The sequence below is a fragment of the Hydrogenophaga sp. L99 genome (assembly GCF_058731905.1).
This window is the reverse complement of record NZ_CM178972.1, coordinates 4,121,944-4,135,105: the sequence shown is the minus strand read 5'-3', so window position 1 is coordinate 4,135,105 and position 13,162 is coordinate 4,121,944. Positions and strand designations below refer to the sequence as shown.

Here is a 13,162-nt window from a genome sequence, read left to right as displayed (position 1 = left end):
TTTATGCAACTTTCCGGCTGCTTCTCGGCAGACCCCACGACGATGACACACCCCAACACACCCCGTTTCTCGCTGCTGGCCCCGCTGCTGGCGCTGTGTCTGGCTTGGGCACCCGGTGCCGGAGACGCCGCCACGGTGGAGGTGAGCGGCGTGCAGCTGGAAGACCGCATCACCGCCCACGGCAGCACCCTGCAGCTCAACGGCGCCGGGGTGCGCTACAAGGCGGTGTTCAAGGTGTACACCGCCGGCCTGTACCTGAGCCAGAAAGCCACCACCACCGACGGCGTGTTGGCCGCTCCCGGCCCCAAGCGGCTGACCATCACCATGCTGCGCGACATCGATTCGGGCGAACTCGGCAAACTGTTTTCACGCGGCATGGAAGACAACATGGACCGCTCGGCTTTTTCCAAGCTGATCCCGGGCGTGATGCGCATGAGCCAGGTGTTCACCGACCACAAGCGACTCAAGGAAGGCGAAACCTTTGTGCTGGACTGGGTGCCCGGCACCGGCACGGTGCTCACCGTCAAGGGCAAGGTTGAAGGTGAGCCATTCAAAGAGCCCGAGTTTTTCAACGCGCTGATGCGCATCTGGCTCGGGCCCAAGCCGGCCGACTGGCAGCTGAGAGACGCGCTGCTCGGCGGCAAGAAGCCCTGAAGAGCCTCCACGCTGCTCGGGCAGCGGTCAGCTCAGCAAATCGGCCAGCGAACCGATCAAGCGATCGTGTGGCGCGTCGGCAATTGGCTGGCCGTGGTTGTAGCCGTAGGTGACCAGCACCACCGGGCAACCCGCGGCCCGGGCCGCCAGGGCATCGTTTTGCGAGTCGCCCAGCATCACGGTGCGTGCGGGCAGCGAGCCCAGCGCTTCGCAGGTTTTGAGCAGGGGCAACGGATCGGGTTTTTTGCGCTCGAAACTGTCACCCCCAAACACCTGGCTGAAGAAGCCACCCAGCCCCTTGGCCTTGAGCAGGTCTTGCGCAAACGCCAAAGGCTTGTTGGTCAGACACGCCATGCCGAGGCCAGCCGTCTGCATGGCGCGCAAGCCCTCTTCCACGCCCGCGAACACATCAGAAAACTGGCCGTTGATGCTCAGGTAGTGGTGCTGGTACTGGCGCCAGGCGCGATCAAAGAGCGCGTCCACGCTCATGGCCGGGCACGCTTCGCCGCAGCCGATCACCTCGGGCCGGCGCAATTGCTCGGCCAACACACTGCGGATCAGGTGCTCCGAGCCCTTGCCCACCGTGCGCTCGACGGCCGCACGGTCCACGCCGGGCAGGCCCAGGTCGGCCATGGTGCGGTTGAGCGCCACCTCGAAGTCGCCCAAGGTATCGACCATCGTGCCGTCCAGGTCGACGATCACGGCTTGGATGTTGGACAACATCAGGCCAGGGCCTGGCGCATGTCGTCGATCACGCGCTTGTAGTCCGGCTTGCCAAAAATGGCGCTGCCGGCCACAAACGTGTCGGCACCGGCATCGGCCACGCGGCGGATGTTGTCGGCCTTGATGCCGCCGTCCACCTCCAGGCGAATGTCCTTGCCGCTGGCTTCGATGCGTTTGCGGGCGGCTTCAATCTTTCGCAGCGCCGAGTCAATGAAACTCTGGCCGCCAAAGCCCGGGTTCACGCTCATGATCAAAATCAGGTCGATGTCGTCGATCAGGTAGTCCAGCACATCCAGCGGCTGGGCCGGGTTGAAGGTGAGACCAGCCTTGCAGCCCTTGGCCTTGATGGCCTGCACGCTGCGGTGCACGTGGTTGGATGCGTCCGGGTGAAAGCTCACCAGGTCGGCGCCCGCGTCAATGAAGGCACCCGCCAGCGCGTCCACCGACTGGATCATCAGGTGCACGTCGATCGGCACCGGCGTGCCGTCGGGCTTCTTGGCGTGGGGCTTGAGCGCCTGGCACACCATGGGTCCAAAGGTCAGGTTGGGCACGTAGTGGTTGTCCATCACGTCGAAGTGGATCCAGTCGGCGCCCGCAGCGATGACGTTTTTCACCTCATCGCCCAGGCGGGCAAAGTCGGCAGACAGGATGGACGGGGCAATGCGGTAGGTGTGGGACATGACGTGGGTGGCTTGGGTGGCGTTGAAATGGCGACAGCGCGCATTTTCGCAGGCCTGGCAAGGTCTTGCTGCGGCGCGGTAACATGCCGACCATGTCGAAATACCAGTTCACCTGTGAAGTCGAGCCCCAGTACCTCAGCGAGCAGTCGTCGCCCGAGGAGGACTTGTACGCCTTTGCCTACACCATCACGATCACCAACACCGGCGACGTGACGGCGCAGCTGATCTCGCGCCACTGGGTCGTTGGCGACGCGCGCGGCCACACCGACGAGGTGAAGGGCCTGGGCGTGGTGGGCAACCAGCCGCTGCTGCGCCCGGGGGAATCGTTTCAATACACCAGCGGTACCCGGCTGCACACCCCCAACGGCACCATGCGCGGCAGCTTTTTTTGCGTGGCCGAAGACGGTGAACGCTTCGAAGCCCCAGTGCCCGAATTCGCGCTGCATGCCAACGCGTCAGGTACGGGTGAAGGCCCGGCCCGCGTGCTGCACTGACGGCCCTCGCTCTTCGGAGCGCCCCCACACCCCCACCGCATGGAACTGACCCAGCTGATTGACGCGCTAGACGCCAAAGCACCGCTGGCGCAGCGCCATTTGTGGCTGATCGAGCTGCTGCACTGGGTGCGCGGCGACGCCCAAGACCCCCAAGCCAGCGTGGCGCGCGTGCGCCTGTTTCTGGACGCGGTGCAAGCCCGCCCCGAATGGCAAACGCACTGGCACGCCTGGTGGCGAACCTTTGTGGGCAGCGTGGACGCCACGCCCCTGCTGGCCGACTACGGTTTTGCCCCGCGCACCGCGTTTTTGAGCGAACTGGCGCACCGCTTGCGCCGCAAGGTGCTGCCCGGCACCCCCGAAACCACCGATCTGGCCGAACTGTTTGGCCTGCTGCTGCCCACGCGGTTTGACGTGCTGTGGCTCAAGGCGCTGGACACCGCCACGCTGGAGCGCCTGCGCCGGCTGTTGATCGCGCCCGGCGAGGCGGCGCACAACGGCGCGAACCCCGCAGCGGCCGGTTTCTGGCAAACCGCGCTCATGGACGCGCTCATTTTCTGCGTGAGCCAGGTCAGCGCCACCGGCTTTGCGTCTGAAATCCGGGTGCGCATGTCGGCCGAGGCACAGGCCGGGCGGCCGTTTCACGAGCTGCCCTCGTCTTTTGAAGTGCTGCGTCTGGCGGTGCAGCACCACGGCCCACACAGCCCCCAGGCGCTGGCAGCGGCCGCGCAGCTGCGCGACCAGCTCGACGCCTGCCGCCACGCCGCCTACACCGTGTACTCGCACCTGGAGGCGCACGGTGTGTCGGTGGGCATTGTGTTTCGGCTGCGCCAGCTGCGCGAACGCATTGTGCGCATCAAGGAACTGCTGGACTGCCTGCAGTCCGAGCAGCCCGAGCGCGCCACCGCCGCCTTGCTGGCCGACCTGGCGCAGGTAGGGCAAGACAACCGCAGCATCCGCGCGCTCATTGCCAGCAGCTCGCAGCTGACGGCGGCCAAAGTGGCCGAACGCAGCGCCGAAAGCGGCGAACACTACATCACCCGCGACGCCGCCGAATACCGCCAGATGCTGGGCAAGGCTGCTGGCGGCGGAGCGGTGATTGGCCTCACCACCTGGGTCAAGTTTTCGCTCTATGCGCTGGGTTTGTCGGCGTTCTGGGCGGGCTTTGCTGCCGGCCTGAACTACGCGTTCTTTTTCGTGCTGATCCAGCTGCTGCACCTGACCGTGGCCACAAAGCAACCCGCGGTCACCGCCCCGGCCATGGTGGCCAAGCTCAAAGACATTCGGGAACCGGGTGCGGTGCGCCGCTTTGTGGACGAAGTGGCCAACCTGTTTCGCTCGCAAATTGCGTCCATTGTGGGCAACGTGGGCCTGGTGGTGCCGGTGGTGGTGCTGATCAGCCTGGGGCTGCAGTTCGCCACCGACGCGTCCATGATCAGCGTCGACAAAGCGCAGCATGTGCTGCACGACCTGCACCTGCTGGGCCCCACCCTGCTGTTCGCCGCGCTCACGGGCGTGCTGCTGTTTGCGTCCAGCATCGTGGCGGGCTGGGTCGAAAACTGGTTTGTGTTTCACAAGCTGGACTCGGCCGTACGGCACAACCCGCGCTTCACCCGCGTGCTGGGGCCGGCCCGCGCTGCTCGCTGGGCCACGTTTTTGCGCAGCAACGTGTCGGGCCTGGCGGCCAATATTTCGCTGGGTTTCATGCTCGGCCTGGTGCCGGCCTTTGCCGCCTTTTTTGGGCTGGGGCTGGACGTGCGCCACGTCACGCTGTCGGCCGGGCAGGCCGCCGCCGCGGCCGCTGCGCTGGGCCTGGGGGTTTTGACCGAGCCCGCCTTCTGGTGGGCCGTGGCCGGCATCGCGCTGGTGGGCCCGATCAACCTGGCGGTGAGCTTCTACCTGGCGTTTCGTCTGGCGCTGCGCGCGCAAAGCATCAGCGAAGTCAACCGCCAGCGCATCCGGGCGGCCATCTGGCGGCGCATTCGCATCGCGCCGCTGAGCTTCTTGCTGCCCCCGCGCCCGCTGCCCGACGAACCCGACAGCGACCTGCCTGCGCCCGCAGCGGACGACCACGCACCACCCGCCACCACCCCCGCGCAGCATGGGTGAGTTCGAACTCATTCGGCGCCACTTTCAGCGCCCGGGTGTGGCACTGCCCGAGCAGGTGGCGCTCGGCATTGGCGACGACTGCGCCCTGCTGCAGCCAGCGCCTGGCCACCAGCTGGCCGTCTCTTGCGACATGCTCGTGGAAGGGCGCCACTTCTTTGCCGGCATGAACCCGGCCTCGCTCGGCCACAAGTCGCTGGCCGTGAATCTGAGCGACCTGGCCGCCATGGGCGCCCGCCCGCTGGGCTTCACGCTGGCGCTGGCCTTGCCCAGTGCCAACGACGCCTGGCTCAGCGCGTTTGCGCAAGGCCTGTTTGCCCTGGCCGACGCGCACGCCTGCCCGCTGGTGGGCGGCGACACCACCCGCGGCCCGCTCAACATCTGCATCACCGTGTTGGGCGAACTGCGGCCCGGTCAAGCCTTGCGGCGCGGTGCGGCCCAACCGGGCGACGACCTGTACCTGAGCGGGCGCACCGGCGAAGCCCGGCTGGCGCTGGAGCTGCTGCTGGGCACACCCTGGGCGCTGCAACACACCGCCGCCGGCGCCCTGCCCCGGCTGCGCGAACGGCTCGAGCGCCCAACGCCGCGCGTGGCCCTGGGCCAGGCACTGGCTGGCCTGGCCCATGCCGCGCTGGACCTGAGCGACGGCCTGGCTGGCGACCTGGGCCACCTGCTGCAAGCCAGCGGCGTGGGCGCACACATTGAGTTGCCCCGCCTGCCCGTGGCCCCCGACCTGCAAGCCCTTCCGCAAGCTCTACAGCTCGACTGCCTGATCAACGGCGGCGACGATTACGAACTGCTGTTCACGGCCGCCCCCGCCGACCGCGCCGCCATTGAAGCCGCCGCCCAGGCCAGCCAGACACCGGTGCAGCGCATCGGGCAGATCACCGCGGCGCCTGGCCTGCGGCTGCTGGATGCGGCAGGGCAACCGGTGGCGCTGGTGCCGCGCGGTTTTGACCACTTCGCCTGACGAGCCGAGCAGCTGGCGACCGTGGCCACCTCGCCATAATCACAGGCATGTTTGAACCCGACACCCCCACCGGCACGCCGGCACAGCCCGGCGCGGCCAGGGCGCCCATGGTCCGGCCCACCTGGGCTTTCGTGCTGGCCCACCCGGCCCACTTCATTGCGCTCGGCGCGGGGTCGGGCTTGTCCCGCTTCGCCCCCGGCACCGCTGGCACGCTCTGGGCCTGGGCAGCGTTTGTGGTGTTGCAGCCGTTCATGTCAGACCCCGCCTGGGCCACCCTGATCGGCCTGGGCACGCTGGCGGGCTGGTGGGCCTGCACCGTCACGGCCCAACACATGCGCGTGGCCGATTCAGGCCACATCGTGTGGGACGAGGTGGTCGCGTTCTGGCTGGTGCTGTGGCTGGTGTCGCCCACCGGTTTCTGGGGGCAGTTGGCCGCGTTTGCGCTGTTTCGATTTTTTGACGCGGTGAAGTTTGGCCCCATGGCCTGGGCTGACCAGACCTTCAAAGGCTTCGGCCCGCGCGGTGGCTTTGGCATCTTGCTCGACGACTTTGCGGCGGCGCTCTGCACGCTGCTGGTCATTGCCCTCTGGAGATACTGACATGTCCACCATCCCCGAACTGGTCGAACAACTCGCCACCGCGCTCAAAGCCCGAGGCCAGTTCATGGCCACCGCCGAGAGCTGCACCGGCGGGCTCATCGCCGGCGCCTGCACCGACCTCAGCGGCTCCAGCGACTGGTTTGAGCGTGGTTTTGTCACCTATTCCAACGCTGCCAAGTGCGAGATGCTGGGCGTGCCGGCCGCGTTGATCGAGGCCCACGGCGCGGTGAGCGAGCCGGTGGCGCGGGCCATGGCCGCCGGCGCGGTGGTCAACGCCCACGCGCACTGGTCGGTGGCCGTGACCGGCATCGCCGGCCCCACGGGCGGCAGCGCTGAAAAGCCGGTGGGCACGGTGTGGCTGGGCTGGGCCACGCCCACGGGCGTGTTCACCGAACGCCAGCATTTTGCGGGCGATCGCTCGGCCGTGCGCCAAGCCACGGTGGCGCACGCGCTGGCCGGTTTGTTGCAACGGCTGGCACACCCTTGAGCCAGCCCCGGGCCGACCACCATCGCAAACACCTGGTGCCCTATGGCCGAACCCTTTAAAAATCTGATCAACAACCGCACGGTGGAACGCGCCAGCGAACATCTGCACCGCGCCTGGCCCGCGTTTGACCGCCAGCAATTTGAGCACCAGGCAACCCACGGCCTGGACGCGCTCGAATTCAAGGCCCGGGCCATGCACCTGGCTGACGCGCTGCAAGCCACACTGCCCGCCAACTTTGCCGACGCAGCCGCCGTGCTGGAGGCCAGCCTGGCGGACCCGACACCGCTCGATGCCGCGGGCGAGCCCAGCGGTCTGAGCGGGGTGCAAAGTGACAGCGGGCTTTCGGGCTGGGTGGTCTGGTCCATGGGCGAATTTGTGGTCCGCCAAGGCATGGCCGACGTGCCCCGCGCGCTGGCCTGCCTGCACGCGCTGACGCAGCGCTTCTCAGCTGAATTCGCGCTTCGCCCGTTCATCCAGCAACACCCCGACACCACGCTGGCCACCCTCGGTACCTGGGTGAACGACCCCAGCGCGCATGTGCGCCGGCTGGTGAGCGAAGGCTCGCGCCCGCGCCTGCCCTGGGGCCTGCGGTTGCAAGCGCTGGTGGCCGACCCCACACCCACGCTGCCCCTGCTGCGTGCGCTGCAAGACGACGCCAGCGCCTACGTGCGCCGCAGCGTGGCCAACCACCTCAACGACATTGCCAAAGACCACCCCGAGCTGGTGACCGATTGGGTGCGTGAACACCAGCCAGGTGCCAGCGCCGAGCGCACCGCCCTGCTGCGCCACGCCAGCCGCAGCCTCATCAAGCAAGGCCATGCGCCCACCCTGCAGGCCTGGGGGCTGGGGCAGGGCTTGGTGGGTGACGCCGTGCTGAGCCTGTCTACCGACCACGCCCGCGTGGGGGAAGACGTGGGCTTGCATGTGACGCTGCGTTCTACCGCAACAGCGCCGCAGCCGCTGGTGGTGGACTACGCGGTGCACCACGTGCGCGCCAACGGCAGCACCAGCCCCAAGGTGTTCAAGGGCTGGAAGCTGGTGCTGGAACCCGGCGCCACACGAACGCTGGACAAACGCCACAGCCTGCGCCCCGTCACCACCCGCCAGCTCTACCCCGGCCCGCACCGGCTCGACCTGCAGATCAACGGGTACCTGTGCGCCAGCGCCACCTTTGAACTGCTGCCCTGAAGCCGGGACGTTGCGGCGGGGACCCGAGCCGCTGGGACACGGGGCGCTGGCCCCACCAGCAATTGCGACATTTCGCACAAGCTGATGCTGTTTTGCCACACCTGCGCTCGGTACGGGGGCTGTGCGCCCGCGTTTTGGCCCTGCACCGCCTAACACGCGCCGTGTAACACCTAAGCTCTCGCAACCGCCATACGGGTGGGGGCATGGCTGTCGTTGGCCATACGCATGCGTGACAAAAATGAATCGGCGGATTCAAAAGTGAAGTGCAACACCCTGGGTTTCAATGAACGAGGGTGGAATGTTGCGGGCTGTTGAGCAGGAGCTCTCGGTAGACCGCCAGCGGTGATCGTACGCCAAGGCCTTTCCTGGGCCGGTTGTTGATCTGATCGGCAATGGCATCGAGTTGCTCTTGGCTGTAGCCCGAGAGATCGGTGCCCTTGGGTAGGTACTGACGCACCAGTCCATTGGTGTTCTCGTTGGAACCGCGCTGCCAAGGGCTGTGCGGGTCACAGAAGTACACCGCAACGCCCGTACGTTTGCTCAGCTCCTTGTGCATCGCCATCTCCCGGCCCTGGTCGTACGTCATGCTCTGGCGCATGGGCGCGGCGATCCCCAACAGCTTGTCAGAGAAGGCCTGCATCACGTTGGCTGCGCTGGCGGGTTTGAACTCGGGCAGTTTGATGAGCATGAGCAGCCTGCTGGTGCGCTCGACCAAGGTGCCCACGGCACTGGCGTTGGCCGCCCCCTTGATCAGGTCACCCTCCCAGTGGCCAGGAAACTGCCGGTCTTCGATCTCCGGCGGTCGCAGGTGGATGCTCACCATGTCAGGGATCTGGCCGCGCCGGTCTTGCCCTTTGCTGCGAGGTACGCGCTTGTTGTGGGCGTGGCGCAGGGAGGCGATCAGCTCACGCTTGAGCTCGCCCACGGGCTGGGCGTAGATGCAGTTGTAGATGGTCTCGTGTGACACGCGGTGCTCATGGCCTTTGGGGAGGATGGCGCCCAGTGTCAGGGCAATCTGTTCGGGAGACCAACGCTCGCTAAGAAAGTGGCGCACCACATCAAAGAGCACGCCGTCGCGGTGAAGCTTGTTGGGGGGACGGCCTTGCGTACGCCGCTGCTGGGCGCAGGCACGCGCGGTGGCGCTGGCGTAGCCTGCTGGCTGTGCGTTGCGTCGAAGCTCTCTGCTGATGGTGCTGGCGGATCGTCCCATGGCCAGTGCCATCTCACGTACGCTGAAATTCTGCTGGACCAGACTGGCCAGCGTCATACGGTCCTCTGGCTGGAGTTGTTGATACCTTCTGGGCGGGCTGCTTTGCATCTGCTGACCTTACTCGGTGGCAGGTGTTGCACTTCACTTTTGAATCCGCCATCTTTTAAAACTGTTTCAGCGCTTTCAAAAAAAAACGCCCTGAAGCGTCGGCATCCAGCGGCCACGGCGATCTGGCCACGACACAGGCCACACCGCACCCGCCCGGCCTGGTCATTGACCGCCTGGACATCCAGCGCGCCATCATCTTGCACCTGGAATGGTGCGTGGTGTTCAACGACCACCTGGGCGCAGACAGCAGCCTGCACCAAGCCACCGAACCGCTGCCCGACGCCCCGAGCAGCGGCCTCGGTCAATGGCTGGCCCAGACGCGCCACCGCCCGCTGGGGCAACACCCCCTGTTTGCCGAGCTGGAGCAGGCACACCTGCAATTTCACGGCACGGCCGACCGGGCTCTGGCGCTCACCCGCAACGGCCACATGAGCCAGGCCAGCACCCTGCTGAACACCGACTTCGAACGCAGCCGCTCCCGCGTGCTCGACATCTTGCGCAGCCTGCAGAAAACCTAACGCCGCTGCGCCCCTGCGCTGCGTCCACCAGAGGCGCCCCACACAAGCTGGATCATCGGCTTGCGCTGGGTACGCAAGGCGGGTTCGAAGCGCCGCCTCACACCTTGTCGTCCAAGGTGGCTCCCGTCACGCCCCGTGGCACTTTTTGTATTTTTTGCCGCTGCCGCAGGGGCACAGGTCGTTGCGGCCGGGGGTTTCGGCTTTGCGCACCGACTCCACCCTCGGGCCCATGCTCTGCCACAGCTGGCGCAGGTCGTACACCGCCCAGATGGCGGCGCCAAATTCGTTCAAGCGGGTGTCGCTCACGCTGGGTGGGCCGTCGTCGCTGTGCATGCACACCGTGGGCGTGTCGGTGTCGTCTTCGGTCAACGCCACGATCGCGTCCAGCGCGTCGTTGAGCATGGCGGCGGCTTCCTTGTCGCGCGGGGCGGCCCATTCTTCGGCCCAGTTTTCCACCACAAACATGAAGCCCAGCGCCCACACCTGGCCAAACGCTGGCAACTCCTGGTCGCCAATTTCGGCGCGGGCTTCTTCGGGCAGGCTGGCCACTGCGCCGCGCACATCCATCACCTCGGGGTGGTAGCTGCGCTCGTCGTCCAGCGCTTGCACATCGCTGTTCAGCGCCGCGGCCACTTCGTTCCAGCGCCGCGTCCACAGCGTCATGAACTGGGCCAACTGCGCCTCGTCGGCAAAGTAGGTGTCTTCCTCATCGCTGCCGGCCACACCGGGCGTGCTGTCGCCCGTGCCCAGCAGCACCGGGAAAAACTCGCCCGGCATGATCAGGCGGCGTGTGCACAGCAGCGCAGCCATCGCGCCTTCACAAAACTCCCATTGCGGCACGTCCTCACCGCGCGTGCGCAGGTCGTCCAGAATCGCGTCCAGCGCATCAAAATCGTCGTGGTCCATCGGCTCGGTGGACAGGTTCAGGGCTTCGGTCGTCATGGCGGTCAAAAAAAAGGGTCGGGTTTTAAGATACTGGCCAGTGTAGCCTTGCTGCCCACCTGAAAGACACCATGCTCGACCGACTCAACACCCTCTACCCCGTGCGCTACACGGCCCTTGCCCTGTGCGTGCTGGCGGCGCTGCTGAGCCTGTTCACGCTGGTGGGGTTTGGGGTGGGCTTGCTCTCGCTGCTGGTGTTCGGCGGGCTTTCGGTGCTGGGCTGGCGAGACCTGCGCCAAACCAAAAGCTCGGTGCTGCGCAACTACCCGGTCATCGGACATTTCCGCTTCATGCTGGAAAAAATACGGCCCGAGATTCGGCAGTATTTTCTGGAAAGCGACAACGAAGCCACGCCGTTTTCACGCAGCCAGCGCAGCCTGGCCTATGCCCGCGCCAAAGGCGAAACCGACAAGCGCCCCTTTGGCACCCAGCGCGACGTGAAGGCCGTGGGCCACGAATGGCTCAACCACTCGCTCGCGCCCAGCCAGGTGGCCTCGCACGACTTTCGCCTCACCATCGGCGGCCCGCACTGCACCCAGCCCTACGAGGCCAGCGTGTTCAACATTTCGGCCATGAGCTTTGGCGCCCTGTCGGCCAACGCCATCCAGGCGCTCAACGCCGGTGCCCAGCGCGGCCGCTTTGCGCACGACACCGGCGAAGGCTCCATATCGGCCTGGCACCGCCTCAACGGCGGCGATCTGATCTGGGAAATTGGCTCCGGCTACTTTGGTTGCCGCGACGACGCGGGCCACTTCAACGAAGAAAAGTTCAAGGCCAACGCGCTGGACGCCCAGGTCAAGATGATCGAGCTCAAACTCAGCCAGGGCGCCAAGCCGGGCCACGGTGGCGTGCTGCCCGGCCCCAAGGTCACGCCCGAAATTGCCGCTGCGCGCGGCGTGCCGGCGGGGCAAGATTGCGTCAGCCCCGCCGCCCACGGCGCGTTTTCCTCCCCCGTGGAGCTGATGCACTTCATCGCCCGGCTGCGTGAGCTCTCAGGCGGCAAGCCCACCGGCTTCAAGCTCTGCATCGGCCACCCCTGGGAATGGTTTGCCATGGTCAAAGCCATGCTGGAAACCGGTATCACGCCCGACTTCATTGTGGTGGACGGCGCCGAAGGCGGCACCGGCGCCGCCCCGCTGGAATTTACCGACCACGTGGGCGCGCCGCTGCAAGAAGGGCTGCGCCTGGTGCACAACACGCTGGTGGGCGTGAACCTGCGCGACCGCATCAAGATCGGCGCCTCCGGAAAAATCGTCAGCGCCTTCGACATCGCGCGCGCCATGGCCACCGGCGCCGACTGGTGCAACAGCGCACGCGGCTTCATGTTTGCGCTGGGCTGCATCCAGGCGCAGACCTGCCACACCGGCCAGTGCCCCACCGGCGTTTCAACGCAAGACCCGTTGCGCCAGCAAGCGCTGGTGGTGCCCGACAAAGCCGTGCGCGTGTTCAACTTTCACCAGCAGACCCTGCACGCCCTGCAAGAACTGGTGCAAGCCGCCGGGCTGCAACACCCCGGTGAAATCACCGCCCACCACATCGTGCGCCGCGTGAACGACAACGACGTGCGCCTGCTCGCCAACCTGCTGCCGTCGACCCTGCCCGGCGCCCTGTTGGGTGACTTGCAGGGACAACACCCCGTGTTCACCACCTACTGGGCACAGTCCAAGGCGACACACTTTGCGCTGGGTTGACCGCCCAGCAGCCGCAGCACGAGCACAGGCACAAGGCACCACAGCATGACTTCCCTCCAACACCCGCCCGGTTTGTCGTTGCGCCCCGTGAACGACGCGGTGTGTGCCGTGTTCGACGCGCAAGGCCTGCTCGTGGGCAACCTCAAACGCATCGGGGTGGCGTGGAAGTTCAAGGCGGTGGGCCACACCGCATCGGGCGAGTTGGAGCCGGGCGGTGGGCCGCTGACGCACCGACACAACACGGTGTTTGAGCGGCTGGATGCGGCCGAGGTGAGCGCCCGTTTGCTGGCCGACTGAGCGACCTTGCAAGCGGTCGCCCAGGCCCAAAACCCTCAGACCTTGGCGAAGCGACCGCGCAAATACGCAATGATTGCGGCCGAGTCGTAGAGCCACTGGCTCTGGCCTGCGGCGTCGGTGATCTTCAGGCACGGCACTTTGACGGCACCGCCGCCTTGCTGCAATTCAGCGCGGTGGACAGCGTTGTGCTGGGCGTCGCGCTGCTCGATGGGCAGCGACAGGCGCCGCATTTCTTGCCGCACTTTGATGCAAAACGGGCAGGTGTTGAACTGGTACAGCGCGAGGTTTTTGCACTGCAGGTTGACCGTGGTTTGCGCAGAGGGCTCGCGCACCATGCCGCGTGGCTGGGTGAGGCGCTCTTTGAGCAGCATGAACGGGCCCAGCACGGTGCGCAGGGTTCTAAAGAAGGCGCGGATGACGGTTTTCATAGGGGTGGGAACGTTGCAAAGCCTTGCGGCGAAAAAATAAAAGAGGGTGCGTCAGGCGCACTGGCGGGTG

At 66.4% G+C, this 13,162-nt stretch carries 15 protein-coding genes; 10 read left to right on the top strand and 5 right to left on the bottom strand.

Going from position 1 to position 13,162, the window contains the following annotated elements:
* Positions 1-42: 42 nt before the first annotated feature.
* Complete coding sequence (locus AC4QBL_RS19765) at positions 43-654, top strand: chalcone isomerase family protein (protein ID WP_472907232.1); 612 nt, start codon at positions 43-45, stop codon at positions 652-654.
* Positions 655-681: 27 nt separating this feature from the next.
* Here AC4QBL_RS19765 and gph read toward each other — a convergent pair whose 3' ends face one another.
* On the bottom strand, positions 682-1,377 hold the full coding sequence (gene gph, locus AC4QBL_RS19760) for a phosphoglycolate phosphatase (RefSeq protein WP_472907231.1): 696 nt from the start codon (positions 1,375-1,377) through the stop codon (positions 682-684).
* Positions 1,377-2,057, bottom strand: a complete 681-nt coding sequence (gene rpe / locus AC4QBL_RS19755) for a ribulose-phosphate 3-epimerase (RefSeq protein ID WP_472907230.1) — start codon at positions 2,055-2,057, stop codon at positions 1,377-1,379. Before rpe ends, gph begins: the two co-directional genes overlap by 1 nt.
* A 92-nt stretch (positions 2,058-2,149) precedes the next feature.
* Between rpe and apaG the strand changes: the two genes are divergently transcribed.
* Genes apaG through AC4QBL_RS19725 form a run of 6 tightly spaced genes read left to right on the top strand, consistent with a single transcriptional unit; the run spans position 2,150 to position 7,898 of the window.
* A complete protein-coding gene (apaG, locus tag AC4QBL_RS19750) occupies positions 2,150-2,551 on the top strand; it encodes a Co2+/Mg2+ efflux protein ApaG (RefSeq protein ID WP_472907229.1) in 402 nt (133 codons plus the stop codon).
* Between the two features lie 39 nt (positions 2,552-2,590).
* Complete coding sequence (locus AC4QBL_RS19745) at positions 2,591-4,657, top strand: site-specific recombinase (RefSeq protein WP_472907228.1); 2,067 nt, start codon at positions 2,591-2,593, stop codon at positions 4,655-4,657.
* Positions 4,650-5,624, top strand: coding sequence for a thiamine-phosphate kinase (thiL, locus tag AC4QBL_RS19740; protein WP_472907227.1), 975 nt, complete (start codon positions 4,650-4,652; stop codon positions 5,622-5,624). The genes AC4QBL_RS19745 and thiL overlap by 8 nt, the downstream gene beginning before the upstream one ends.
* 47 nt (positions 5,625-5,671) lie before the next feature.
* Positions 5,672-6,223, top strand: coding sequence for a phosphatidylglycerophosphatase A family protein (locus AC4QBL_RS19735; protein WP_472907226.1), 552 nt, complete (start codon positions 5,672-5,674; stop codon positions 6,221-6,223).
* A 1-nt stretch (position 6,224) separates the two neighbouring features.
* A complete protein-coding gene (locus tag AC4QBL_RS19730) occupies positions 6,225-6,710 on the top strand; it encodes a CinA family protein (RefSeq protein WP_472907225.1) in 486 nt (161 codons plus the stop codon).
* Positions 6,711-6,752: 42 nt separating this feature from the next.
* Entirely contained in the window at positions 6,753-7,898 is a 1,146-nt protein-coding gene (locus tag AC4QBL_RS19725) for a DNA alkylation repair protein (RefSeq protein WP_472907224.1), read from the top strand.
* A gap of 280 nt (positions 7,899-8,178) precedes the next feature.
* Here AC4QBL_RS19725 and AC4QBL_RS19720 read toward each other — a convergent pair whose 3' ends face one another.
* Complete coding sequence (locus AC4QBL_RS19720) at positions 8,179-9,216, bottom strand: IS30 family transposase (protein WP_304833991.1); 1,038 nt, start codon at positions 9,214-9,216, stop codon at positions 8,179-8,181.
* A gap of 197 nt (positions 9,217-9,413) precedes the next feature.
* Here AC4QBL_RS19720 and AC4QBL_RS19715 point away from each other — a divergent pair, with 197 nt between their 5' ends.
* Complete coding sequence (locus tag AC4QBL_RS19715; RefSeq protein WP_472907223.1) at positions 9,414-9,734, top strand: hypothetical protein; 321 nt, start codon at positions 9,414-9,416, stop codon at positions 9,732-9,734.
* A gap of 126 nt (positions 9,735-9,860) precedes the next feature.
* On the opposite strand, the gene AC4QBL_RS19710 is transcribed toward AC4QBL_RS19715, so the two are convergent.
* Complete coding sequence (locus AC4QBL_RS19710; protein WP_472900519.1) at positions 9,861-10,676, bottom strand: UPF0149 family protein; 816 nt, start codon at positions 10,674-10,676, stop codon at positions 9,861-9,863.
* Between the two features lie 71 nt (positions 10,677-10,747).
* Between AC4QBL_RS19710 and AC4QBL_RS19705 the strand changes: the two genes are divergently transcribed.
* Together AC4QBL_RS19705 and AC4QBL_RS19700 are read left to right on the top strand one after the other, a co-directional pair.
* On the top strand, positions 10,748-12,367 hold the full coding sequence (locus tag AC4QBL_RS19705) for an FMN-binding glutamate synthase family protein (RefSeq protein ID WP_472907222.1): 1,620 nt from the start codon (positions 10,748-10,750) through the stop codon (positions 12,365-12,367).
* A gap of 45 nt (positions 12,368-12,412) precedes the next feature.
* On the top strand, positions 12,413-12,664 hold the full coding sequence (locus AC4QBL_RS19700; RefSeq protein WP_472907221.1) for a hypothetical protein: 252 nt from the start codon (positions 12,413-12,415) through the stop codon (positions 12,662-12,664).
* A gap of 35 nt (positions 12,665-12,699) precedes the next feature.
* Here AC4QBL_RS19700 and AC4QBL_RS19695 read toward each other — a convergent pair whose 3' ends face one another.
* Positions 12,700-13,092, bottom strand: coding sequence for a glutaredoxin family protein (locus AC4QBL_RS19695; RefSeq protein WP_472907220.1), 393 nt, complete (start codon positions 13,090-13,092; stop codon positions 12,700-12,702).
* Between the last annotated feature and the right edge of the window lie 70 nt (positions 13,093-13,162).